This window comes from Chitinophaga agri (genome assembly GCF_010093065.1).
Lineage (GTDB): Bacteria > Bacteroidota > Bacteroidia > Chitinophagales > Chitinophagaceae > Chitinophaga > Chitinophaga agri.
In genome coordinates, this window is sequence record NZ_CP048113.1 from 2,953,849 (window position 1) to 2,977,152 (window position 23,304).

Below are 23,304 nucleotides of genomic sequence, written 5' to 3' on the forward strand. Positions count from 1 at the left end.
GTGACTACTTATTAAATGTGCTGTTTCTTATTTCAGTCGTAAGGGCCGGGTCAGGCCAATGTTGATACCAACACTTGTTACCGGCAGATCACCTATACCAACACCGCTGGCAGGTATCTTGACATAAGGTTCTACCCGTAAAATGCCCAATATGCCCACTGGTCGTTCGTAACCAACGCCCAGGTGTACAATGGAGAACCAGTCTGCCATCGTCTTTTTATAGGTCCAGTTCCTTGTCTCAGTCTGTCCATAATACTCGTACGTGTAATCGTACTTTTGTCGCTTCATAATATATGAGGACATACCTCCATTCACATACCAGCTGCTTTTCTTACCTGTTGCGAAATTAAATCTCACATTCAGTGGTATTTCATACATGTTACACCAGCCGTCCACATTGAGTACCGTCATATCCTGCGGCCACGGTGTCTTCGTTTTATTAAAGTACTGTCCTGTGGAGTAATAATATTTGCGCTCATACAATACTCCTGTTTCTAAGGACAGTTTTTTCCCAAACCTGTAACCGGCCAGTAATCCTACGTTGTATCCCACATCAGATGTGCGCTGCATTTTGACAGTGGTCAGGTCAGGACTGAATACCAGGCCATAATACAGTCCTTTGTTTAAAAAAGCAGGTACCTGTTTACCCTGCGGCGATGGTGCCACTTCAGAGAGCGTGAATGCACTATCAGCCGGTTGGACGCTTCTGTTGATATGCCGGATATCGGTGGCTGGTGCTGCGTACGTATCTGCAGTACTGTGAATACAGTCGATGGACAGTGGTATACTGACAGCAGTTACCCCGGACCTGGCAGCAGGATAACTGCTGGTAGGAATACCGGTAGTTGCGCTGGTGCGCGAAGTGATATTCCCGTTCTCACTGTTCACGATGGATTGTTCACTGTTTCCTTTTACTGAATGATCTTTATTTCCTGCTACAGCAGTAGTGGTCTGCTGCCTTTTTTGTGCGGCGGCTACACGTTCATTCGTGTTCAGATGATCATCTCCGTCATTGGTAATATTGTTTCCGTTTACCTGATGGTTATAGGCATCGGAGAATTGCTTCCTGTCTGCTAAGGGTACAGGCTTCTGCAGTGTCTTTTTCTGATATGCTGCGTTCTTTTTTCTACCTGTCGTACCAGCTGCTGGTTTACCTGCTAACAGGTTATCAGTTCCCTGCGTAACAACACGGGCATCTTCCGCTTTGTCATTCACAGGAACAGGTGTAGCCGGCTCACCTGCCTGTGCCGGTTTATTTACCGGCGTGATGCTCCTCGCTGGTAATCCCTGATCAGGTGTTTCGGTTTTGCCAGTTGAAACAGTTGCTGCTGCTGGATCAGCTACTGATGTATTCGTGACTGTTGATGTATTTGCTCCGTTGTTTTCTTCAGCAGTAGTGAAACTGGTTCTTGCTTTTTCACTATCACCGCCTGTCAGTTGCGTACTTTTTTCCGCCCCTTGCTCTTGTCTGTGTTGGTCAATATATCCCTCACCAGTATGCTTACGGGCACCGTTGAATAATACACCTACGGCTACGATTAACAAAATAGCGATGATAATAACCAGGAAGTGAGGTCTTGACCACCAGCGCCCTTTATTCCTGTGTATAGCTGTCCCCTGCTGATTGTTATCAGCCTGCTGCAACTTATTCCTCATAGCTTCCCAGTCACCACCTCCTGTATTCAGGGGGTAGTCTGAGGCCGCATTGCGGAACAGTTCATCCATATCGTCATCTAGGAGCTGCATACGTCTATTTCAGGTATATCTGTGTTTAATTTTTTCTGCAAATATGCTCTCGCTTTCGAGAGGTTCGACTTGGAAGTACCGATGCTTATATTCAGTTTATCGGCGATTTCCTGGTGGGAAAATCCGTCAATTATATACATATTGAATACCACCTGGTAAGAAGGCGGTAACTCCTTCACTAATATGATCAACTCCTTATAATATAACTTCTGTTCTGCAGACGGTCCCATATCGGGTACTTCCCATACTTCTTCCGGTATGCCACCGATCTCCGGTATCATATTTTTCCTCCTCAGTTCATCAATGGCTGTATTCACCATGATCCGCCGGATCCATCCCATCAGTATTTTTTCCTGATCTTCTGAATCCTCCACACTGAATTTGTCGAAGCGGGTGAATACTTTTACAAAGCCATCATTTACAACATCTGCAGCATTTTCGTACCTATAGATGTACCGGAACACGATCTTAAAAGCATAGCCATAGTATTGTTCATACAATAACTTCTGGTATTTGGGTTGTTTCCCCATGCACCCTTGTATTATGGTCGAAAGTTGTTCCAATGTTTTTGTAAATAGATCGCAGTGTCCTTATACCTAATAAATACGGAACCTGTCAGGAAAGGTTGCCTTGGGAGAGAAATATTTTCTAATTAATATTTTACAATTAGGCAATGTATTGAAAATCAAAATAATAGAATACTTGTATATTCCAAAGTTGTCGGCATTTTTGTGAACAACATAGATAGGTTGAGGGTATTTCGGCAGCTACTGCAGCACCTGCCGTTTCCAGGCGGCAATATTGGCTGTGTCTGCCACACTTATAGCAATTTTTCCTTCATGGGAGAGTTCTGCCTGTTGCCCCGGAGCAACTGCCAGTTGCTTACTCCCTGATCTCAATGTGACCGGATAATCCATGGCTGTTATAACCAGGCGGGCGGGTGAGGGGTACGTATGTATGTTAAATGAGGAGCCTGTTACATTCACGGCCAATTCATGGGCCCGTACCAGAAAGGGCTGATCCTTATAGCCCGGAACATTAAAACAGGCTTCCCCGGCCACTTCAACCTCTCTGTTGGCTGGCGTGTAAGCGGCGGGATATTTCACGGTACTGGAAGTATTGAGCCAGACCTGTGTCCCATCAGGCAATGTATCTTTTGAAAGTTGATCAGAAGAGGCTGACAGTGTATGAAAAGAGGCCGATTTTTCCGAGCGCATTGTCATCAGATAGATACCGGGACCTATGATCAGGAAGACCAATGCGGCGCCTGCATACAGGTAGTTTAACCGGTTCGAATAGATCCGCCGGATGACGGGCGTACTATCTGCTGGTATAGGACGATCTATTGCCATCGCCTTAGATACCACGGGCATCCAGTGCGGATCAAAGGCTATTGTGACAGGAGGGTTTTCTTCCAGCAGCCTTATTTTTTCCACCACCCAGTTATTATGTCTTGAAGAGACGCTGCTATGCGATGCATCTTTCAGGCATTGTCTTACGGACTGATGAACCGCATTGATAGCATGGGTCACTGTATCTACAGATAGTTGCATGTCGGCTGCTATCCTCGCAGGCGGCATGCCTTTCAACCGGTGCATTTCGTAGATCAGCCTTCTTTGTGCTGGTAACGACAGGATCGTGTCATGGATCATTGACTGGTAGGCCTGATAATGCTGCACTTCCGGCAACTCTTCCTCATACTGGGGCACCGGCATCAATTCCTCAGAGGAGGTATCCTGCAGATAATTATAACACTCCTGTAAGGTGACGGACCGTAAATAGGCATCTATGTCCTTTACATGAGGCAGCTTATCTCTGTGCAACCAGATAATGATAAATGTCTCCTGTAGTACCGCCATTATACATCGGTTATCATTCTTCATAACAACGGCTATATCCGCATGTACAAGGGGAGCTACAGCCCTGAAGAAAAGGGCGAAAGAAGATTCATTGCCATCGGCAATACTTTGGAGCAGTTCTTTGTCGTGATAGTTTATCTCCTGCATAACGCGGATGATCTTGACAGGAATATACGAAGAATAATCAGGAATCAGTAATTAGAATTGTGAGCAATATGGTTTTACAGATCTTCCACATTGTATCTTCCGGATAGTCGAAAGGCGTTTCATTATGAACCGTTATTATCGATAATTACGAATTCTTCTACCTTTGCCACCAATCTTCAATCAATACCCACATGCATTTTGAGAACAAAGTAGTCTGGATCATTGGCGCCTCATCCGGCATAGGCGCTGCACTGGCGAAGCAACTCGCGCAGCAGAAAGCCCTGCTGATCCTTACCGCCAGGGACTCAGACAGATTACATTCTCTTGGAAAAGAATTAAATACGCTGACAAGTTGCGTAGTGCTTCCGGCGGACATAGCCCGCCGGGATACACTACACATTATAGTGCAAGATACTCTCCGTAAATATGGACATGTTGATATCGTTATTCACTCTGCCGGTATTGGTCAACGCTCACTGGCCATCCATACAGATATCTCAGTATATGACCGGTTGATGGAGGTAAATTTCTTCGGGCCACTCACCATTACCCAATTGCTACTCCCACATTTTAAGGAGCGGAGCGGCGGGCATATCGTCGCTGTCAGCAGCATGTCCGGACTAATGGGCTTCCCGGGCCGCAGTGGTTATGTGGCCTCCAAACACGCATTAAAAGGATACTTTGAAACCCTGCAGGTAGAACATGATATTCCTGGTTTCCATATTACAATTGTAAGTCCTGGCAGGATCAATACGCCACTGCCATTATCCGCACTTACGGCAGACGGCCAGCCTTACAACAAAATGGATGATGCACAACTGAACGGTATTCCTGTTAATACCTGCGCAAAAAAAATACTACATGCTGTCCAACACAAAAAACAACACCTCATCATCGCAAAGAAAGAACGGTACCTCTACTGGCTAAGGCTTCTATTACCTGCTGCCTATTACCGGATAGCCAGAAAGGCTGGTGTGAAAGAACGTCATACTGCCAGCATGTAAACGCTTTTCATTTGTCCCTCACAAAAGTATCACTTTCCGCATGTTTCAAGACCTCAGCAAGCAAATGAATAATATTGAACAAGGTGCAAAGCGAGCGAACAGTAATGAATAAATAAACTATTTTTATCAACCTGCCGCCTCAATCTCTTGTCCAGCGCTACTTTCGCCCTTTCTGCAATGTCTTAGCAACGCCTCTACCAACTCAGCCGGCGGCAATATCACATGCGGACTGTTTTGTGTAATCACTGTCATAGGCATTCCCTTAAATACCGCTGATGCCGGCTCCTGCACAAATACACTCCCTCCGGCTCTCTCAATGGCCTTCGCCCCCTCCGTACCGTCCGTTCCCATGCCTGTCAGCACAATGCCTACCGCCTTATTGCCTGCATATGCCGCCAGCGAGGTAAAAAATATATCCACTGCAAAGTTAACTACCTGCTCTAGCGTTCGTGGAATCAACGTCAGTATGCCATCTCTGATCAACAGGAACTTGCCCTCAGGCAGCAAATAAATATGATCCGGTTTGATCTCCATATCCTCCAACACCCGTACAATCGGCAACCTCGCATGTGTCTGTAGTAACTTGTCCAGTATACTCGTATAGTTCCTTGATAGATGTTGTACCACTACGAACGCAATCCCCGTCTTTTGCGGCACGTGTGTAAAGACTGTCTTTAGCACATCCAGACAACCTGCAGAACATCCTAGTCCTACGATAAAAAAATCAGGCTTCACCATCTCTCTTTTACGTTTTCTACAGAGTCATTCAAATTTGGGGCTAAACCGTTCCTCCTGAGGCTGCTTCCCTTACTGGTAAGGTCTTTGCTCTTGTTTTACCATGCGCAGAAAAGCTACGGATATTAAACTCCCCGCAGGTCAACGCAAAAAGCTTCCTGCTACCATCGCACCCATGCTGGCTACGTTGGTTGATGAACCTACAGATGCATCAGGCTGGCTCTATGAGGTGAAATGGGACGGGTATCGCGCTATAGCCCTGCTGCAGAAGGGAAACGTCCAGCTTATTTCCCGCAATAACAAACCTTTCGAAGAGAAATTCTACCCCGTATTTCAGGCTTTACAGAAATGGAAAATTGATGCTGTACTGGACGGCGAAATCGTTGTGCTAAACCCTTCCGGCATTTCCAGCTTTGCCAGTCTGCAAAACTGGCGAAGTGAGGCTGATGGAGAACTGATCTACTATCTATTCGATCTGTTGTGGCTAAATGGGTATGACCTTACACAACTTCCCCTTATTCAGCGACGGGAACTACTGGAACGACTGTTTCCCGCTCCTGATATCATCCGGTTGAGCACTGCCTTCAGAAACACCTCTGCTACTGCATTCCTGTCGGCCGCCAATGACCTGGGGCTTGAAGGCATTATTGCCAAAAACGAAGAAAGCCTGTATCATTCGGGGCTGCGTACCCGTGACTGGCTGAAAATTAAGATCAATAAACGACATGAAGTGGTAATAGGTGGATATACGCGTAATGAAAACTCTTCCAAGCCCTTCAGCTCTTTATTGGTAGGGGTATTTGAGAAAGGTAAACTACAGTATACCGGGAAGATCGGTACAGGCTTCTCCACTGCCCAGCAAAAAGAAATGATGCAGGCATTTAAGCCACTCATTAGAAAAACTACGCCTTTCACCACTACTCCGGATATCAACAAACCTTCCCGCTTCCGGCCTAATCCGCCGAAAGCTGTAGCGACCTGGCTTGCTCCTGAACTGGTATGTGAAGTCAGCTATGCAGAAATCACGGACGATGGAGTGATGCGTCATCCTTCATTTGAAGGCATGCGCATTGACAAAGCGGCGAAAGATGTTGGGAAAGAAGAAGCTATTCCTGTCACTAAAGCTGTTAAACGTACAGCCGATACTATTACCAAACAAATGCTTACCCCTGTGATAAGTGGTGATCGTAAGACCCTGCTTAATCCTTCTGAAGCCACTCAGGTCAGGAAGATCAACCGGCATGAGTTAAAATTTTCTAACCTGCATAAGGTATTCTGGCCGGATGAAAAGTACACCAAACGGGATATGCTGAACTATTACTACCAGGTAGCGCCTTATATTATGCCCTACCTGAAGGACCGTCCTCAGTCGCTGAACAGATTTCCTAACGGCATCAAAGGAAAGAGTTTCTATCAGAAAGATGTAACGGGACAGGCACCTGACTGGATCAAAACATTTCCGTATCATACCAGTACAGGGGAAGATAAAAATTTCATGGTACCGACAGACGAAGCCAGTCTGCTGTACATGGCCAATCTCGGTGCCATTGAAATGAATCCCTGGAACAGCAGGATCTCCAAACCAGATCATCCTGACTGGTGTATTATTGATCTGGATCCAACAGAAAAGAATACCTTTGAGCAGGTAATCAAAACCGCACAGATTACGAAAGACGTACTGGATAGTATCGGTATTCCGGGTTATTGTAAAACGTCCGGCTCAACAGGCATCCATATCTACATACCATTACACGCAAAATATACATACGACGAGTGCCAGTTGTTCGGCAAATGGATCGCTACACAGGTACATCACACCTTACCCGCTTTTACAAGTATTGAACGTATGACACAGAACAGAAAGGGTAAGATCTATGTTGATTATTTGCAGAACAGACCAAAAGCAACACTTGCGGCGCCATATTCGCTCCGTCCGAAACCAGGTGCGACCGTCTCCATGCCGCTGCATTGGGACGAAGTAAAGAAAGGTTTAAAGATGAAAGATTTCAATATTACTAACGCCATAGCCCGTATCAACGAAATGGGCGACATCTTCAAACCGGTATTGGGCAAGGGTATTGATATGAAGAAAGTACTACGTACTATACAACCATAAATAAGTATTTATTAACCTTTAAATTCCACACCATGGCAAAGTATTCAAAAAAGAGCCAGGACAAGGTAGAAGAAAACATGCATGAAATGAAAAAGGGGAAACTGAAAAGCGGCAGAAGCGGCAAAAAGGTAACCAACCCCAAACAGGCCATTGCAATAGGTTTATCTGAAGCCCGCGAATCCGGCGCCAAAGTACCTAAAAAAGCCGCCGCTAAGAAGGCAGCTCCAAAGAAAAAAGCGGCAGCTAAGAAAGCTACGCCTAAAAAAGCCGCAGCTAAGAAAGCGGCACCTAAAAAAGCCACTGCTAAAAAAGCGGCACCTAAAAAATCGGCTGCTAAGAAAGCGGCGCCCAGGAAGAAGGCTGCTGCAAAAAAAGCCGCACCAAAGAAAGCCGCTGCAAAAAAAGCTGCTCCTAAAAAGGCCGCTGCTAAGAAAAGAGCTACTCCTAAAAAACGGGGAACAAGATCGTAACGGAACTACCGTCCTCCCAGCCAGGATAGGAACTGAGGCGTCTTTTCCTTGCTGACCGTAATTACCTCCTTAAAGGACACCGTCAGATTGACACATAACTTGCGTGACAGGTAGTGTGATGCATCTTTTATGGCTTTACGGTTCACAAGAAACTGTCTGTTCACACGGAAAAAATATTCTCCGCAGAGCTGCTCCGCCTCCTCCAGTGTTTTTTTAAGCTGATAGTGCTGCCTGTCGAACGTCATCAGGCATAGTGCTTCTTTTTCAATATAAAACAGCGCTATACTGTCCAGTCTTAACGGAACGATCTTGTCCTTATAGTGAACAAGTATCGCTTCCGGTTTGGGTGCGTGTTCAAAGATCGCCGACAGCGGACTGCCGGCGCTGTTATCTTTTATGGTAAAATTGCGACGCAGGGTGTTGTACTTTCTGATCGCATCTGCAATAGCTGCGTCTGTAAAAGGCTTCAGTATGTACTCAATACCATTTGCCTTAAATGCCTGCAATGCGTATTCATCATATGCTGTACAAAAGATGATCGGCGCCGTCACCTCCACCTGCCTGTAAATATCAAAGCTCTCCCCATCTCCCAGCTGAATATCACTAAAGATCAGGTCAGGCATCGCATGCGATTTAAAATAAGCCACTGCCTCTTTCACGGATTTCAGTACAGCTGTTACCTGCACGTTGTTGTCCACTTGCTGGAGGCTCTCCTGCAGGTCCTCAGCCGTCAATACCTCATCCTCTATGATAACCACCTGCATGTTGTAATATTTTAATTTTTACTGTAAATGTCTTTCCATCATCATCTATCAGGATATCTTCTCCGGCAAGCATCCGGTAACGCTCGGAGAGATTCATCAATCCACTGCCGGTAGACGCTTCAGTGATATTTTTTAACTGCAGATTATTCACCACTTTCAGATAGTCGCCCTCCTCGATCACTTCCAGGTATAACGGCTCCTCTGCTGTCAGTACGTTATGTTTAATGGCATTCTCCAGTAAAGGCTGTAATGAGAATGCCGGTAACCATTTATCAGACATCTGCTGCTGATCAATCCGGATGTCAAATTTCAATGCTGCCCCTGCCCTTACCTGCTGCATTTCCAGGTAGTCCATGCTGATCTTCAGCTCATCCCTGAGTGAGATAATATTCCGTTGCCCATTCGAAATACTTGCCCGTAAAAAATCAGACAGATGGATCAGATACTCCTCTGCCTTTTCAGGATGCCGCCGGATCAGTGACTTCAATGTATTCAATGCATTAAAAAGAAAATGAGGGTGGATCTGCTGACGTAACAACTGGTTAATTGCTTCTGTATTTGCAAACTTCAGACGGGCATTCTCCAGTTCAGCATGATTTTTAGCATGTAATAAAGTAATGTAGTTCTGTAATATCAATACCATGATATTGCCCACAAATCCATGAATGAGAAAAAGTACGGGCCATACAGACCTGTTCCGGATCAGCCCATACCACTCAGGAATCACATAATTCTTTAGCTCCGTCTCCATCACAATTCTGAACAACAGATGGTTAAATAATGCGGCACCGGCGAAACTGAGCGTAAATCTGACTATCTTGTACTTTCGGGAACCATATGCTATCCTGTTGGCAAGCCAGAGCATCAAACCGATGTTATAAAGGCCCATTATCAATATACCGAGAGAAATCAGTCCTGACTTTAACAGTACTATATTAAGGGAATACTCTTTCACTGATGAGGTCAGTGCTACAATTATGGCAACGCCCAGCGGCCCGATGATGCTGACGCGTATAAGACTTCTGACAGGTATATTTTTCATGTGTATCAGACCGCAAATTACACACTATGGACCGGACGGCTTAATTTTTCCCTGTCCGATTCAGCCGTAATTTTGTCTGTTTCAGCCTGGGTACTTTTTGTATATCAGATAAATATTATTTGTTTCGCACTAAATTTAAAACCGGATGAAATCAAGATTGTTGCTGATTGCTGTCTCGCTGATGGCCCTGCAAGCCACGGCACAGCAGAAACACACAATTAGCGGAACCATTAAGTCCAAAGCCAAGGGAGAAACCCTTATTGGTGCTACCGTAAGAGTCAGCGGTGGCGGAGGAACAACCACCAACGAATACGGATTTTATTCCCTAACCATCCCAGATGGCAAACATAAACTGGAGTATACTTCTATGGGGCTCCAGGCTGCCAGCCTGGAATTCACCCTTCGGAAAGATACCACTATCAATATCTCCCTCGAAGACGAGTCCGTTTCCCTCGGGGCAGTGACCATTACAGGTACCAGCACCTCCAAAAGAAGCCTCAGTGCGCCACAAATGGGTCTGGAGAAGCTGACTGCCAAAGAGATGAAGAATGTGCCCGTATTACTCGGGGAAAGGGATGCGATTAAAGTCATCCAGTTACTGCCGGGTATTAAGTCCGCTGGAGATGGTAATGCCGGCATGTTCGTTCGTGGCGGTGCAGCCGACCAGAACCTGATCCTTCTGGACGAGGCACCTGTATATAACGCCTCTCACCTGCTGGGCTTCTTTTCTACCTTCAACTCGGATGCTATCAAGGACATCGCTGTGTATAAAGGTGGTATGCCTGCCCAATATGGCGGACGCCTTTCCTCTGTACTGGATATCAAAATGAACGATGGTAGCAATCAGGATTATGGTGTAAGCGGTGGTATCGGACTGATCTCAGCAAAGCTGAACGTGGAGGGACCTATTCAGAAGGATAAATCGTCGTTCCTGATAACGGGTCGCCGTACCTATGCGGATATGTTCCTGAAATTATCCAATGACTCCAGTCTGAATAATAACAAGCTCTATTTCTACGACATCAATGTCAAAATGAACTATGAGCTGGGTGATAAAGACAAGATCTACTTTTCAGGTTATTTCGGTAAGGATAAACTGGGTGTAGGCGATCTTTTTGGTCTGACATGGGGTAACACAACCGGTACTTTACGCTGGAACCACATTTTCAACAATAAATTGTTCTCTAACACCTCATTGATATACAGCAACTACGATTATACCGTTTCAATTAACAGCGGTTCTGTAAGTGCGGATATCTACTCCAAGATCAGAGACTACAACCTGAAAGAAGAACTGCAATGGTATCCTTCTTCCAACCATAGTGTACGCTTCGGTTTCAATACTATCTATCATACAATTACACCAGGTCAGGTCACTACTTCCGAAACTTCACAGATCAACTCGAGGACACTGGAAGACCGTTACTCATGGGAAAATGCGGTGTATATCACTGACAACTGGAAAATGTCTGATAGGCTCAGTATGACCTACGGTCTGCGTGCATCTGCATTCAGCGTACTGGGTAAAGGTGACTTCTTCAACATCGACCAGGAGGGCAAAATACTGGACACCCTGCACTATAAGAAAGGTGACTTCGTAAAAACCTATGTGAACCTGGAACCAAGACTGGCGATCAGTTACAAACTGAATAACACTTCTTCCCTGAAAGGATCCTATGTACGTAATACCCAGAACCTCCACCTGATATCCAACAGTACAACGAGCAGTCCGACTGATAAATGGGTGGCCAGCACCAACATTATCAAACCAGAGATCTCTGACCAATACGCTGTTGGTTTCTACAAAGACCTGTTGGGCGGGGATTATGAACTGACCGTTGAAACCTACTATAAATCCTTACAGAACCAGATCGACTACCGTGATGGTGCAAACGTGAATTCCGTAAGCAACGCGATCGAATCGGAACTGTTGTTTGGTAAAGGACGTGCCTATGGTATCGAGTGGCTGTTCAAAAAGAGAGTAGGTAAATTCAACGGATGGGTAAGCTATACTCTATCCAAGACAGAAAGAAAGATTGATGGTATCAACAGTAATGAATGGTATAATGCACGTCAGGACAGGACACACGACATCGCGATCGTGGCTATTTATCAGCTGAGCAAGAAATGGACACTGTCTGCCAACTGGATTTATTACACTGGCGACGCGGTGACCTATCCTTCCGGTAAATATAATATCGATGGACAAACTGTTTATTACTACACCGGCCGTAACGCGTATCGTATGCCGGACTATCATCGTCTGGACCTCGGTGCGACCTTACAGCTGAAACAGCGTAAACGCTGGTCCTCCGAACTGGCTTTCAGCCTCTATAATGCTTATGGCAGAGAGAATGCATACACTATTACATTTACTGACGACAAGGACGATCCAAGCAAAACAGTCGCCAAACAGACCGCTTTGTTCAAATTCATTCCTTCCATCTCTTATAACTTTAAGTTCTAATGACCATGCGTAACAGTTTTATATATACCATCCTGGGTTCAGCGCTGTTGCTGGGCACAGCTTGTGAAAAGGAGATCGATCTTAACCTGAATGGCAATGATAATAAGTATGTAATAGAGGGTGTACTTACTGACATTAAAGGGGATTGTTCAGTGAAGATCAGCCGCACTAAGGAATTCAGCAGCGATAACGCCTTCAATGGCGTATCGGGTGCAAAGGTGCAGATCTGGAATGGCGGAGATACGACTTTACTGACAGAAAGCAGTACAGGCGTGTACACCGCACCTGAGCTATCGGGCGGCAACGGTAATACTTACGGATTACTGGTGACTATCGATGGAGAAACATTTACAGCGACGTCCCGCATGCCTAATAAGGTAGCATTTGACAGTCTGGTAGTAGTGGAAGAAGACCTGTTTGGCGACATGACCAAGATTGCCAATGTGAACTTCAAAGATCCTGCGAATGAAACCAATTACTATCGTTTTCGTCAGTACCTGAATGGTGTAATGATAAAAAGCTATTGGGTAAGAAATGACGACCTGACCAATGGTAATAAAATCAGTGCAAGATTGTACATCCTGGGAGATGCGAATGATGATGATGAGAATAAGATTGAATCAGGTGATAAAGTGACAGTAGATATGATGAATATCGATGCGGATGTCTATAAATATTTCTACAGCCTGAGCAACAGCGCTACCGGGGAAAGTAATTCGGCTACGCCTGCGAATCCGGTAAGCAATATCAAAGGTAATGCTATCGGCTATTTCAGTGCGCATACAATAGAAACAAAGACAATAACAGTACCGTAATTAACACAACATAGCAACCATGGTAAGAAGCCGGATCGTTCGCGGTCCGGCTTTACTATTTTATAAGGGGCCATACCTTCGGATTATTGACCTGACAGTAAAAAGCAGACCCTGCTTTAAAAAAGTATTCTAACCCCAAAAAGAAGAGTCTGGCCATAGTTGCAGATATTACAGCTTACCTGGATAGTACAAATCTCATCCTGGATCAAAAAACAAAGACCACCTATCTATCAATGAACTTTTATATTCAGATAATGCTACTACAGCATCTGTTATCCAAAGTAACACTACATCAACAAACAGAACAATAGCATCTTTTATAATCTGTTTTTTTTGATCAAATAATTCACAATATGTACCGAAATCGGTATTTTCGCATAGACCATTTATCTTTAATTGACTAGTATAATCGTTAATCCGGCATTTGAAATGCGTAACGATGGAAAAACCTGCCGTTGTTAATCCGGTCCCCAATTTCCATTCACATCTTCATCTGCTGTACCAATAAAATATTGTTTTTAATACCATATTAATCAAGCTAAACCTCAAGGTATGTCATTCAAAGCAGTTATGCGTTTAGATGGAGAAGAGATCAATGTGCTGGATTGTCACTTTTCATTTGCCCAGCACACCGACCACAATGGGAAGCCCGCTGCCCGTCCGACGGGAGGAGCATTGACTGTGCTACTGGAATCGGACGGTAATACTAATCTATTCGACTGGATGATCTCCAACACGCAGACTAAAAGTGGAAGTATTGTATTCTATCGGAGGGACGCTATGTCCAAAATGAAAGAACTGAAATTCACAGATGCCTATTGCGTAGCATATGAAGAGCATTTCAAGGCTGTAGGCGATAACCCGATGCAGATTAAACTCGTGCTGTCTGCCAGAGAAGTACAGCTGGGTAGTTCCGTGTATCAGAATCCGTGGCCACAATCCTGACCGTATAGTTACCTATAGGTCACATCCGTATGACAGCTGATCACCGCTAAAAACATTGTATTTATGGCCCTGAAAAAATTCCCCGCATTCAGCACATTATGGAGCAGTTATCCACACGATTCCGGCAATCAACATGCCATGCCCTGTGATGAAAAAGATAGGAATGGTGTCTATTACTATGAGAACCAGTGTGCGATCCGGATGTCCTATTGCCTCATCAAAGCCGGCATTACACTGTCCAACTATACGGATCCAAAATGTAAACACGGCTACGCAAGGGGAGCAGAAAGCCTGGCCACCTGGATATGGCGCAACTTTGGTGAACCGGAACAGGTCAACTGCAGTAATGCCAAACAAAAAAATGATTTCCTGATGGACCAATACTGGTCGAAGAATGGGATCATTTTTTTCAAGGATTTCTATGGCACTAATAACACAGGAGATCATATCGACCTGTTATATCATGTAAACAGACAGATCCTGACGGCCACCGGCGATTATACCAATGATAGCAGGGTGAAAGCAATATGGTTCTGGGAAATAAACTGACAGTGTATGAAGCTATTACTTCTCATATGTATCTCACTGCCGGGTATTCTTGCCAGTGCCTGTGCACAAAGCCGGACCGGTAAAAAGGTTACGGTGAAAGATGCCGTATGGATGCCCAGGGCTTACCTGGAAGCCCGTAAGGTCCATCCTCCACAGGATACATTCTGGAAAACGGTTGATTTCGCCAGGTACCTGAGCCCTGTGAGCTCACTCCGCACCAGGACCGTCAACCAGCAACAGGACATCAGCGTGTATACATATGGCGCAGAGAACTTCCCGATTGCTGTTACCGGCACCCGACACGCCGGAACACGAAAAGAGTGGCTGCTCGACAAACCCATCTTTACCGGTGGACAATCCGCCCTGTATGACAGCGTACACTTCAGTCTGATCAGCCATAACAATGATCCGCAGGACCTTTGGATCGGCCTGGCCTATACCGACGGCAAAAGAGATTCTATACAGCTGTCCACTGTTTCCAGAGAAGACAATAATGCACCCCTATGGATGCATGCCAATAACTACCTGTTCTACTATTTCAAAGGTAAACAGTTTGATGTATATGATGATAAAGGTACCTTACTTTACAACGATGTGGTGACCGACGAAAACGGGCACCTGAACGGTCTGCCCGGCTACACCTCCTGGAATATCACTGCCACTAATATATTCCAGGTTACATCCGGCAAACAGGGAGAAGCAGGCATTTCCAGCTTTACAGTGGCATTTAAAGGAGAAGATATTTCGCTACAGCCACAACAGGCAGAAGGCCATGTTAACAGACCATTGGTACTAAAAGAGAAGCATCATAAAAATTAGGAGACGGGCATCAGGCTATCTACTGTTATATCTTTCCTGACGCCCGGATCTGACACCCAAAATTTTTCTTATGGCACTGAACACCAGTACTTCATTTTCCATAGCCGGACAAAGGTTTCAGACGTTCAATACGATCGAACTGAGACAGTCTATTGATAACCATCACGAGTTTGAAATATATGTGAGCTATGACTGGTTTGAAAAACTCGGCGGCGGCATTTCCGGCGCTGCCAATAAATTCCTGGGAGAAGAAATAGAGATCACTGTTGCGCCAGCGGAACAACTGCCTGGTGTGAAAGACCTTATATTTAAAGGGATCGTGACCAACATCACTACAGGTAAGCTGGGTGACGGTACACACGGACATTGCATCATCCGCGGACATAGCCCCAGCATCCTGCTGGATGACGATCCACATATCACACATTACGAAAGCAAGTCCCTCACCGACATCGTTTCTGCTACGGTGAAAAGTTATCCACCCAATATACTGAAGACAGCAATCAGTCCTGAAACAAAGGAGTCGCAGAAATACGTGGTGCAGTATAAAGAGTCGTCATACGATTTTATACGCCGTCTTTCTGAGCGCCATGGTGAATGGTTCTTTTACGATGGACAACAACTGATCTTTGGTAAATACTCTCCACAGAAAGCCACCCTGACACACCAGGTGGATCTGCTGGAATTCAATATTGCACTATCTGTTAAACCTAACAACGCCAAACTGAATGGCTATGACTACCGGCAGGATAAAGTCGTGGAAGACACCACACAGTCTAAAGAAACCGGCAAACTGAATGCCTATTCACAACATGCAAGTGACATCAGCAGCAAATTATTCAGCCGTGAAGGCTTGTACAAAATGAATTATCCATTTAACAGCAGCGCCAAATCGCAGATGGATAAACTGACCACGCTGCAGAAGAAAGGGAAGCTGGCTAAAATGGTCACAGTAAAAGGCAGCAGTACCAACCCTTCATTCAGAATTGGTGATACTGTCAGCATCAAGGAATCGGCGATGGGAATGGAACAGCATCATGGCGAGTTCATGATCACCAGCATCCGTCACTATTGCGGCGCCAATGGCAGTTATCATAACATGTTTGAAGGTATTCCTGCGGATGTAGCCGCACCACATGTCGACCTGTCAAACATTCCCTATACAGAACCTCAATCGGCTGTCGTAACAGAAAACAACGATCCTAAAGGACTGGGACGTATACGTGTACGGTTCCGCTGGATGCAGCAGGGACAAACACCCTGGATCAGGGTTGTATCAGCATCTGGTGGTGGAGATAAGGGTATGTTCATCATGCCGGAAGTTGGAGAAGAGGTGATTACGGAGTTTGAAGGTGGTAATCCCGAACAACCATTTGTGATCGGCGCTACCTATAATGGCGGTGCAAAGAGTAGCTATGGTAATTCAGGTAATGATATGAAAGCACTTAAGACCCGCAGTGGTAATACTATTCTGCTGAATGATGCAACAGGCAGTATCACTGTGACAGATAAGAATGGCAGTTGTATGGCGATGGATGGTGCAGGCAACATTACTGTAAGTTCGCAGACACTGATCACGGTGAAAACGGAAGATCATATTGTTGTCGAGGCCCCTAATAAAATTGAATTCAAATCCAAAGAGATACATATTGTCGGTACAGAGAAGGTGGTGATCGGAGAGAACAACGCCAGTATACTCGTGGATAATGCGGGTAATAATATTGAAAGTGGCGCCAAGACCATTACATCTGCTGCAGAATCAGCCAATACCGTTTCGAGCGGATCTAATCTCTACATCGATACTAAAAACTTCTATGCAGCAGGTGAAAATGTAGTCAACATTGACAGCAGCAAAGGAAATGTAAAAGTAAACGGAAAAGTGACGACGGACATTGTTGGTGGCATGCTGAACCTGAACTGTTAATCCATACATACATGAATGAGCATAATTCTATAGCACAGTTAGTAAATCAGATCCAGCGGGAATGGAAAACGAAGACTGCAGGTAAGCCATCTGCCAGATTTGTACGGTTCATTATCAAACCGGAAGAAGCACGTGTCTATGAGGGATTCTGCAAACTCGAGTCTTCCGAACATGGAAGTTTGCCGGAGGTATTTGTTACACAGCTGACTGACTTTGAAGATGAAGATACTTTCAGTGCTGCTTTGATCAGAGACTGGCTGGATACCTACGACAAAAGTCAGGATCTTCTGGAGAAAGTACAACAGCAAACGGCCTTCACCTGGGATACACAACCTTACCGCCAGGCATTGGAAAAGACCGACGGCACTCCAATGGATGATACATTGCTGGCGATGCTGGCAAGTTTCGTACGGGCATTACCACAGGAACAGAAGGAGCTGGTGCTTGCATTGATACCACGACAGGTCAGTCATACCAGGCAAATGAAAGAATGGATCAGCACATTGCTTAAAAAGGGTATTCCTGCCGGTGTGAAACTACTGGTCATTGATCATGTGAATGCGGAACATTTTGCCTTTCATGAACGGCAGTTCCCCGATCTACTGCTGAACATTCATATTCCCATGGACCTGCATGGCGCTATTAAAAAACTGGCGGCAACCGGTAATCCCAATGACCCCGAGATCATGCTACGCAAGTGTGTTTTTGAGATGGGCGCAGCCTTACAGGACAAAGATGTAAAACGGCTGCATCGCTGGGGGCAGCAGGCATTAGATACCACACAGCGAAGTGGCAACAAGGGACTTTTCGCCACCGCACACATCATGTATGCCGGCATGCTGTTTCATTTCAAAAAAGACCCTAAAATACCTGAACTGCTGGAGCGCGGACAACGTATTGCCAAACAGGGTACACAGCAGGGCGATAATGCCTGTTTGCCACTGATGGTACAGTTTTACGGGTATCATGGCGCTTATGCACAGATACGCCGTCGCTTTACAGAAGCGATCAACTGGTTTATACAACAGGCGGAACTCGCCACAAAACATCAATTTTCGCAACAGGCACTGAATGCCTGGTATCAGGCAGCAGAACTGTGCAGGAGGAAAGACAGCAGCCGCTATTATGATGTGCTGGAAAAAGGCTATCAAACGGGATGGTGCCTGCCGGATGAAGAGATCACCGCATCCATTTATATCTATCTGCTCCGCGATTATTATGATTATGTACAGATAAAACGAAAACACGACATTATAAAGGAGATAGACGACAGAATGATCCGCCTGTTTGGCAAAGAATGGAAAACCGACGTAGATAATATCCGAAAGAAAAGAGAACCATTGATCCTACCATTAGAAACAAACAAAACGCCCGTTACAGCTGGGCTGTAACAGGCGTTGGCAATCAGTTATATCTGCTGTTTATTTCACCGGCATATAGGTATAGATGCTGTATTTACCTTCCAGCATTCCGGCTACTTCCTGTTTAAATGTAGCGTTATCGCTTTCTCCGCCACCCCAGAACTCACGTCCCAGCAGGAAGTCATTAAAGTAAGCGCTCCAGTTACTGTAACGGGACTGTGCTGCCTGCGGTGCTTTCATCAGCCAGGCCATCGCTTCCCCCCTGTTGAAGTAACCTGCCTGATAAGCTACACAGATGTTATTAATATAACGGGCAAGGTCCCAGGCTTTGATACCAGCACTGCTGAACGCGGTATAGTGATCTTTAACGAACTGTATACCTGGCAGATCCTTCTTCGTAAGCTTATATTTAGTCAGGTCAATAGTATTAATATCCGCGGATGCACCACCATTTTCATCCAGTACCTTGCGGAACTGTGCATATTGGGTCTGGTGACCTTCATCCAGTAACCAGGTCAGGGTCTTTTCCAGTTCTGCTACATTGTGAACGTTCCAGTAGTCCGCCAGGGTCGCTTTTGCATCTTTTTCCCCCGCAGCATCTCCCGGTTTGAAAGGGAAGATGAAATAACGGCTGTAGGCAGCGACCATTTCCTTAGAGAAGCCTTCTGTCCCAGGCTCACTCTTCACAGAAGGCTTGATCAGACCATCAAAAGTCTGGGCAGGTCCTCCGTAACCATGTACAAAATAAACACCAGCCAGCATGAACGGATATAACTCATCGTTTTTGATGGTGACCGCTTCTGCTGTGGCAACTGTCTTCTCCTTTTGTTCCTCCTTACCGGCATTGCTGTTGTTGCATCCCGCTGCTGTAAAAGCCAACAGGCTGATAGCAGCAATGATATTTGTATACATTCCTTTCATGTGGTATTTATTTAATAAACAAAGTAGCACCAAATATAGAACTTTTCAAATTTTATAAAATATACACTATGATTATCAACACCTTAATAAATACCCTACAAAAGTAGTAGGGTATTTAAAAAATATACCTATATTTGTGTTGTTAATAACAGGCAATCACATAAATGAAGTTCATATGCCTAATGTTGTCAAGCCAACGATTACTGAATACACAATGACTGTAGCTATTGCCGTCTGTTGTTGCTGTAACTGATTTCAACGTTTCTAAAAATCATTACAACCATTCATTAATTATTCACTGTTTACCAACCATCCCTTAAAAATTATTTTATGTCTATCAACATCAACAGATACGCAGATTTCTTCCCTGAATATGAACTCGAATATGTGAAGAAGCCTTTTAAAGACAGAACGCCGATCAGCCCATTGCATACTGGTGACAGACTGCCTTCTTTTAACATTAACAAGAAAAATATCATTGCTACTTCCGATATATTGAAATCAGTAAATGGCTCGCAGCCGGTAACACAGTTGCTGGACCGTCCGCTGGTAGTCGTATTCCATTCTATTCACTGGAACGGTTATGGTGACAAACTGCTGGCAGACCTGAAAGATATCTATGCAGATATCCGTGTGATGGGTGGACAGCTGTTACTCGTAACTGCAGAAGAAAAGAAATACTTTGATGAGGTTACTGCTGATTTACAGCTGCCGTTTGCTACCATCTGGGACCAGCAGTTCCAGATCGCACGTAAAGCGGGCCTCTACTCTCCTTCTGATCCGATCTGGGACAGACTTTCAGGAGTAAATGAAGATGTACCAACTCCGGCGATCTACGTGCTGACCCCGTCACTGAAGATTGCGTATAGCTCAGTAGATCTGTACATGGAAAAGTCGCTGGAAAAAAGAGATGTACTGTCGGCAGTATATGACGCAAGTCATCAGGATGCTCACGGCATTGCGATCTAAACATATTATGCAGAGAAACAGAAAGGGTTGGACGCTACTGCTGTCCAACCCTTTCTGTTTTTATTTGTAACTTAAAGCATGCAAACTACCCCTGAACAACCCATGTCTGAAGAAAAAGAACCCGCTTCCCGCAGTACATTGATCTGGATGATCGTCATAGCCCTGATTGGTTTCGGATTTGCCATTTTCCGGTTCGTACAGTTCACCACACAGGAGCATCCGCTGAGAAGCGTCAGGCTGACGCGTATAGAGCTCTATATTTACCGCGCTACCGGTTACTGGGGCGTTATTGTCATATTTCTTTTAATGGGCGTCTTTGGGCTCTATAACGCCATTAAAACTTCGAGGGCGCTCAGTTCCAGTAAACCGTAACTTCCGGCGGCTCGATATAATCCTGCCACATATGCTCTATTTCTTCGGTTGTCAGATCGTTCATGAAGGAGACAACGCGGTAATACAAAGCATAAGCCTTGCCGTACTGCAGCGTCCAGGGCTTCATTTTCGTCGGACTATAATTCATCATGATCTCTCCTCTTTCTGAGTTTTCCGGCCATACGCGTACAGGCTGGGGAGAATCGTAATTGCCAGGAAAGTTCATGACCAGGATACCGGCCTTTCCCTTTTCTGTACGTCCGGTGATCTTGATCCAGCGGGCACGGGTACTGTCAGCATTCGCCCGTGTCTTACCTTCGGAAGTCAGCACTTCACTATTATTAGCCGTCCAGGCGGCATTGGTCCTTAATCCGAAGCCACCGCCGTAACGATATTGCAGGAAGGTAATACCCGCTGTGTCTGCGCAATTGAGATAATCGTAAAAGTCCCATATAAACCGGGTGGTATCTGTACCCGCACGGTATGCCCTTACGGCCCATTCTTCACTGATGGCTACCGTTTCCGTTCCACCTGTAAAGGCAATATGATCGTGCAGCACTACAAATCCGGCAACTACCGGCCCCTGCATCCTGGAGACAATTCCTTTAAAACGTACAGTACCTTCTTTCTTCTGTAGATTCCAGAAATCAGTTTCATTTCCTTTAAATGAAGTATGTGTCCAGGGGTTCCAGATACCCATATGATGCCAGTGCCCTTTAGGGTGGATATTGGTGATCACCTGGCCGTCCGGCGCCCATAGCGGATGAATAAAACCACTACGACGATACATTTTGTCAATGCCTGCCGGAGGCTCAACAGTCTGATAGTTATATTGCAATAGCTTACGGGCTCCCTCTCTCAACAATAAGGTGCCCGCAGTATCTTTTACCTGCATATAGGAACTTGCCATCAGTGGTGCGCCTTTGATCAGTTCATAGATACGGGTGGTATCCCGCTCCGTTGTCCCGTCCAGTATCCAGTGCAGCGTGTTGCCGTACAACTGGAATGGTACAGGAATACGCTGGTCATTGCGTACTTCAACCAATCGCAGAGAATCATACATGGGAGAGCGTGTGGTGCGCAGACTGGTAGATACCATTGTATTAACACGCTTAGATGCACCGGACCTTACATCTATCCTGGCGACCACCTGTGCCTGTACTGAAGGGGCGACAACGAACAGCAGGAGTGCAATAACACTCCACATACATTTGTTTTTCATAACAGTGTTCTATTTGAGGGTAATGGGTTCCTATCTTAAAATAGCGCCTGTACCGGGCCTGTCAGCATAGATAATACGGCCGTCCAGGATCTTCACGCCATCAGCAGTATCTTCTGCCAGCAACAAAGGACCATCCATATCCACATAATCAAGGTAAGGCAGGAGGTGCGCAACAGCCGAAGTACCCACAGTGCTCTCATTCATGCTGCCGGTCATGACCTGCATGCCCAGTTGCTTTGCATGTGCGATCATTCTTCTGGCAGGAGTGATACCTCCACATTTGGTCAGTTTGATATTGATGCCATGAAAGAGTCCTTTACACAGAGCGACATCAGCTTCAGTGATACAGCTTTCATCCGCTATCAGTGGTAAAGCTGATTGTTCATATACACGTTTCATCCCTGCCGTATCAGCGGCCGGCATGGGTTGCTCTATAAATTCTACTCCGAGTGATCTGAAAGCAGTGGCATTACGCAGGGTCTCTTCTACTCCCCAGGCACAGTTCGCATCTACCCGGAAGATCGCGTTCGTATGCTTTCTGAGTTCCTGTATGATAGCAATGTCATCTTTCGTGCCCAGTTTGATCTTATAGATCGGCCAGGGAAATTCTTTCAGTTTGCTGACCATATTGTCTACCGTATCAATGCCGATGGTGTAGTCAGTCATTGGGTTATGGGAAATATCCAGTCCCCAGACTTCATACAGCTTTTTACCCTGCTTTTTCGCATAGAGATCATGGGCAGCCAGGTCGATGGCACAAAGCGCGAAGAGATTGTCTTTAAACAGGGGATAAAGCCTTTCCCAGAAGGCCTCCGGGGTATCGAGCATATATCCTTCTATGAGGCTGCGGTGTGCATTGATATCTTCCATCAGGCGGGGTACCGTCATATTATAATATGAGTTATCCGCCGTCTCTCCGAGTCCACTGATACCATCCTGTTCAAGTTTCACTACAAGCAATGGTTGTACATCTTTGGACTTACGCGAGATGGTGAATGTATGCTTAAACTTTAGTTCAAACGGATATAGTGTCAATTGCATACCACAAAATAAAAAT

General features: G+C 45.4%; 21 protein-coding genes. 12 read left to right on the plus strand and 9 right to left on the minus strand.

The features are described from left to right. Nucleotides 1-27: 27 nt before the first annotated feature. From GWR21_RS11565 to GWR21_RS11575, 3 genes are all read right to left on the minus strand, one after another. Nucleotides 28-1,746, minus strand: coding sequence for an outer membrane beta-barrel protein (locus GWR21_RS11565; RefSeq protein WP_162331903.1), 1,719 nt, complete (start codon nucleotides 1,744-1,746; stop codon nucleotides 28-30). After that, nucleotides 1,734-2,276 (minus strand): RNA polymerase sigma factor, encoded by a 543-nt coding sequence (locus GWR21_RS11570; RefSeq protein ID WP_238430309.1) that lies wholly within the window; start codon nucleotides 2,274-2,276, stop codon nucleotides 1,734-1,736. The genes GWR21_RS11565 and GWR21_RS11570 overlap by 13 nt, the downstream gene beginning before the upstream one ends. A 237-nt stretch (nucleotides 2,277-2,513) precedes the next feature. Further along, on the minus strand, nucleotides 2,514-3,752 hold the full coding sequence (locus GWR21_RS11575) for a FecR domain-containing protein (RefSeq protein WP_162331905.1): 1,239 nt from the start codon (nucleotides 3,750-3,752) through the stop codon (nucleotides 2,514-2,516). Nucleotides 3,753-3,943: 191 nt separating this feature from the next. Between GWR21_RS11575 and GWR21_RS11580 the strand changes: the two genes are divergently transcribed. Beyond that, the gene (locus tag GWR21_RS11580) at nucleotides 3,944-4,756 is read left to right on the plus strand and encodes an SDR family oxidoreductase (RefSeq protein ID WP_162331906.1); all 813 of its coding nucleotides are present in this window, start codon (nucleotides 3,944-3,946) and stop codon (nucleotides 4,754-4,756) included. A 126-nt stretch (nucleotides 4,757-4,882) separates the two neighbouring features. On the opposite strand, the gene GWR21_RS11585 is transcribed toward GWR21_RS11580, so the two are convergent. Further along, nucleotides 4,883-5,494: a chemotaxis protein CheB gene (locus GWR21_RS11585; protein ID WP_162331907.1), complete on the minus strand. Its 612-nt coding sequence runs from the start codon at nucleotides 5,492-5,494 to the stop codon at nucleotides 4,883-4,885. 100 nt (nucleotides 5,495-5,594) lie between these two features. Here GWR21_RS11585 and ligD point away from each other — a divergent pair, with 100 nt between their 5' ends. Both ligD and GWR21_RS31525 read left to right on the plus strand, forming a co-directional pair. Beyond that, complete coding sequence (gene ligD / locus GWR21_RS11590) at nucleotides 5,595-7,607, plus strand: DNA ligase D (protein WP_238430310.1); 2,013 nt, start codon at nucleotides 5,595-5,597, stop codon at nucleotides 7,605-7,607. Nucleotides 7,608-7,639: 32 nt separating this feature from the next. After that, complete coding sequence (locus GWR21_RS31525) at nucleotides 7,640-8,077, plus strand: DUF6496 domain-containing protein (protein WP_162331908.1); 438 nt, start codon at nucleotides 7,640-7,642, stop codon at nucleotides 8,075-8,077. 5 nt (nucleotides 8,078-8,082) lie between these two features. Here GWR21_RS31525 and GWR21_RS11600 read toward each other — a convergent pair whose 3' ends face one another. Together GWR21_RS11600 and GWR21_RS11605 are read right to left on the minus strand one after the other, a co-directional pair. Next, nucleotides 8,083-8,841, minus strand: a complete 759-nt coding sequence (locus GWR21_RS11600; protein WP_162331909.1) for a LytR/AlgR family response regulator transcription factor — start codon at nucleotides 8,839-8,841, stop codon at nucleotides 8,083-8,085. Continuing rightward, on the minus strand, nucleotides 8,816-9,883 hold the full coding sequence (locus tag GWR21_RS11605) for a sensor histidine kinase (RefSeq protein WP_162331910.1): 1,068 nt from the start codon (nucleotides 9,881-9,883) through the stop codon (nucleotides 8,816-8,818). Before GWR21_RS11605 ends, GWR21_RS11600 begins: the two co-directional genes overlap by 26 nt. Before the next feature lie 145 nt (nucleotides 9,884-10,028). Here GWR21_RS11605 and GWR21_RS11610 point away from each other — a divergent pair, with 145 nt between their 5' ends. The 7 genes from GWR21_RS11610 (at nucleotide 10,029) to GWR21_RS11640 (ending at nucleotide 18,793) form a co-directional block, all read left to right on the plus strand. Then, the gene (locus GWR21_RS11610) at nucleotides 10,029-12,350 is read left to right on the plus strand and encodes a TonB-dependent receptor (RefSeq protein ID WP_162331911.1); all 2,322 of its coding nucleotides are present in this window, start codon (nucleotides 10,029-10,031) and stop codon (nucleotides 12,348-12,350) included. A 5-nt stretch (nucleotides 12,351-12,355) separates the two neighbouring features. Then, nucleotides 12,356-13,165 (plus strand): DUF4249 domain-containing protein, encoded by an 810-nt coding sequence (locus GWR21_RS11615; protein ID WP_238430312.1) that lies wholly within the window; start codon nucleotides 12,356-12,358, stop codon nucleotides 13,163-13,165. A 552-nt stretch (nucleotides 13,166-13,717) separates the two neighbouring features. Continuing rightward, the gene (gene tssD / locus GWR21_RS11620) at nucleotides 13,718-14,110 is read left to right on the plus strand and encodes a type VI secretion system tube protein TssD (protein ID WP_162331912.1); all 393 of its coding nucleotides are present in this window, start codon (nucleotides 13,718-13,720) and stop codon (nucleotides 14,108-14,110) included. 63 nt (nucleotides 14,111-14,173) lie between these two features. Continuing rightward, on the plus strand, nucleotides 14,174-14,659 hold the full coding sequence (locus GWR21_RS11625; protein ID WP_202929079.1) for a type VI secretion system amidase effector protein Tae4: 486 nt from the start codon (nucleotides 14,174-14,176) through the stop codon (nucleotides 14,657-14,659). Nucleotides 14,660-14,665: 6 nt separating this feature from the next. Next, nucleotides 14,666-15,478, plus strand: coding sequence for a hypothetical protein (locus tag GWR21_RS11630; protein WP_162331913.1), 813 nt, complete (start codon nucleotides 14,666-14,668; stop codon nucleotides 15,476-15,478). Between the two features lie 70 nt (nucleotides 15,479-15,548). Then, nucleotides 15,549-17,402 (plus strand): type VI secretion system Vgr family protein, encoded by a 1,854-nt coding sequence (locus GWR21_RS11635; RefSeq protein WP_162331914.1) that lies wholly within the window; start codon nucleotides 15,549-15,551, stop codon nucleotides 17,400-17,402. An 11-nt stretch (nucleotides 17,403-17,413) separates the two neighbouring features. Further along, nucleotides 17,414-18,793 carry a hypothetical protein gene (locus tag GWR21_RS11640; protein ID WP_162331915.1) on the plus strand — a complete coding sequence of 460 codons (1,380 nt, stop codon included), beginning with the start codon at nucleotides 17,414-17,416 and terminating at the stop codon, nucleotides 18,791-18,793. A 30-nt stretch (nucleotides 18,794-18,823) separates the two neighbouring features. On the opposite strand, the gene GWR21_RS11645 is transcribed toward GWR21_RS11640, so the two are convergent. Continuing rightward, entirely contained in the window at nucleotides 18,824-19,684 is an 861-nt protein-coding gene (locus tag GWR21_RS11645) for a DUF1266 domain-containing protein (RefSeq protein WP_162331916.1), read from the minus strand. Nucleotides 19,685-20,014: 330 nt separating this feature from the next. On the opposite strand from GWR21_RS11645, the gene GWR21_RS11650 reads away from it, so the two are divergent. Further along, nucleotides 20,015-20,653 (plus strand): peroxiredoxin family protein, encoded by a 639-nt coding sequence (locus tag GWR21_RS11650; RefSeq protein ID WP_162331917.1) that lies wholly within the window; start codon nucleotides 20,015-20,017, stop codon nucleotides 20,651-20,653. A gap of 78 nt (nucleotides 20,654-20,731) precedes the next feature. Beyond that, complete coding sequence (locus GWR21_RS11655) at nucleotides 20,732-21,025, plus strand: hypothetical protein (RefSeq protein ID WP_162331918.1); 294 nt, start codon at nucleotides 20,732-20,734, stop codon at nucleotides 21,023-21,025. On the opposite strand, the gene GWR21_RS11660 is transcribed toward GWR21_RS11655, so the two are convergent. Both GWR21_RS11660 and GWR21_RS11665 read right to left on the minus strand, forming a co-directional pair. Further along, nucleotides 21,006-22,247: a DUF6807 domain-containing protein gene (locus tag GWR21_RS11660; RefSeq protein ID WP_162331919.1), complete on the minus strand. Its 1,242-nt coding sequence runs from the start codon at nucleotides 22,245-22,247 to the stop codon at nucleotides 21,006-21,008. The two genes, GWR21_RS11655 and GWR21_RS11660, sit on opposite strands and share 20 nt — an antisense overlap. Nucleotides 22,248-22,277: 30 nt before the next feature. Further along, complete coding sequence (locus tag GWR21_RS11665; protein ID WP_162331920.1) at nucleotides 22,278-23,288, minus strand: dipeptide epimerase; 1,011 nt, start codon at nucleotides 23,286-23,288, stop codon at nucleotides 22,278-22,280. Nucleotides 23,289-23,304: the final 16 nt, after the last annotated feature.

Excerpts from the sequence above, each read along its gene's own strand:
- GWR21_RS11635 (WP_162331914.1), top strand. The coding sequence starts at position 15,549 with ATGGCACTGAACACCAGTACTTCATTTTCCATAGCCGGACAAAGGTTT.
- GWR21_RS11565 (WP_162331903.1), bottom strand. The coding sequence starts at position 1,746 with ATGCAGCTCCTAGATGACGATATGGATGAACTGTTCCGCAATGCGGCC.
- GWR21_RS11580 (WP_162331906.1), top strand. The coding sequence starts at position 3,944 with ATGCATTTTGAGAACAAAGTAGTCTGGATCATTGGCGCCTCATCCGGC.
- tssD (WP_162331912.1), top strand. The coding sequence starts at position 13,718 with ATGTCATTCAAAGCAGTTATGCGTTTAGATGGAGAAGAGATCAATGTG.
- GWR21_RS11605 (WP_162331910.1), bottom strand. The coding sequence starts at position 9,883 with ATGAAAAATATACCTGTCAGAAGTCTTATACGCGTCAGCATCATCGGG.
- GWR21_RS11655 (WP_162331918.1), top strand. The coding sequence starts at position 20,732 with ATGCAAACTACCCCTGAACAACCCATGTCTGAAGAAAAAGAACCCGCT.
- ligD (WP_238430310.1), top strand. The coding sequence starts at position 5,595 with ATGCGCAGAAAAGCTACGGATATTAAACTCCCCGCAGGTCAACGCAAA.
- GWR21_RS11630 (WP_162331913.1), top strand. The coding sequence starts at position 14,666 with ATGAAGCTATTACTTCTCATATGTATCTCACTGCCGGGTATTCTTGCC.
- GWR21_RS11665 (WP_162331920.1), bottom strand. The coding sequence starts at position 23,288 with ATGCAATTGACACTATATCCGTTTGAACTAAAGTTTAAGCATACATTC.
- GWR21_RS11585 (WP_162331907.1), bottom strand. The coding sequence starts at position 5,494 with ATGGTGAAGCCTGATTTTTTTATCGTAGGACTAGGATGTTCTGCAGGT.
- GWR21_RS11570 (WP_238430309.1), bottom strand. The coding sequence starts at position 2,276 with ATGGGGAAACAACCCAAATACCAGAAGTTATTGTATGAACAATACTAT.
- GWR21_RS31525 (WP_162331908.1), top strand. The coding sequence starts at position 7,640 with ATGGCAAAGTATTCAAAAAAGAGCCAGGACAAGGTAGAAGAAAACATG.
- GWR21_RS11615 (WP_238430312.1), top strand. The coding sequence starts at position 12,356 with ATGCGTAACAGTTTTATATATACCATCCTGGGTTCAGCGCTGTTGCTG.
- GWR21_RS11610 (WP_162331911.1), top strand. The coding sequence starts at position 10,029 with ATGAAATCAAGATTGTTGCTGATTGCTGTCTCGCTGATGGCCCTGCAA.
- GWR21_RS11660 (WP_162331919.1), bottom strand. The coding sequence starts at position 22,247 with ATGAAAAACAAATGTATGTGGAGTGTTATTGCACTCCTGCTGTTCGTT.
- GWR21_RS11640 (WP_162331915.1), top strand. The coding sequence starts at position 17,414 with ATGAATGAGCATAATTCTATAGCACAGTTAGTAAATCAGATCCAGCGG.
- GWR21_RS11645 (WP_162331916.1), bottom strand. The coding sequence starts at position 19,684 with ATGAAAGGAATGTATACAAATATCATTGCTGCTATCAGCCTGTTGGCT.
- GWR21_RS11600 (WP_162331909.1), bottom strand. The coding sequence starts at position 8,841 with ATGCAGGTGGTTATCATAGAGGATGAGGTATTGACGGCTGAGGACCTG.
- GWR21_RS11625 (WP_202929079.1), top strand. The coding sequence starts at position 14,174 with ATGGCCCTGAAAAAATTCCCCGCATTCAGCACATTATGGAGCAGTTAT.
- GWR21_RS11575 (WP_162331905.1), bottom strand. The coding sequence starts at position 3,752 with ATGCAGGAGATAAACTATCACGACAAAGAACTGCTCCAAAGTATTGCC.
- GWR21_RS11650 (WP_162331917.1), top strand. The coding sequence starts at position 20,015 with ATGTCTATCAACATCAACAGATACGCAGATTTCTTCCCTGAATATGAA.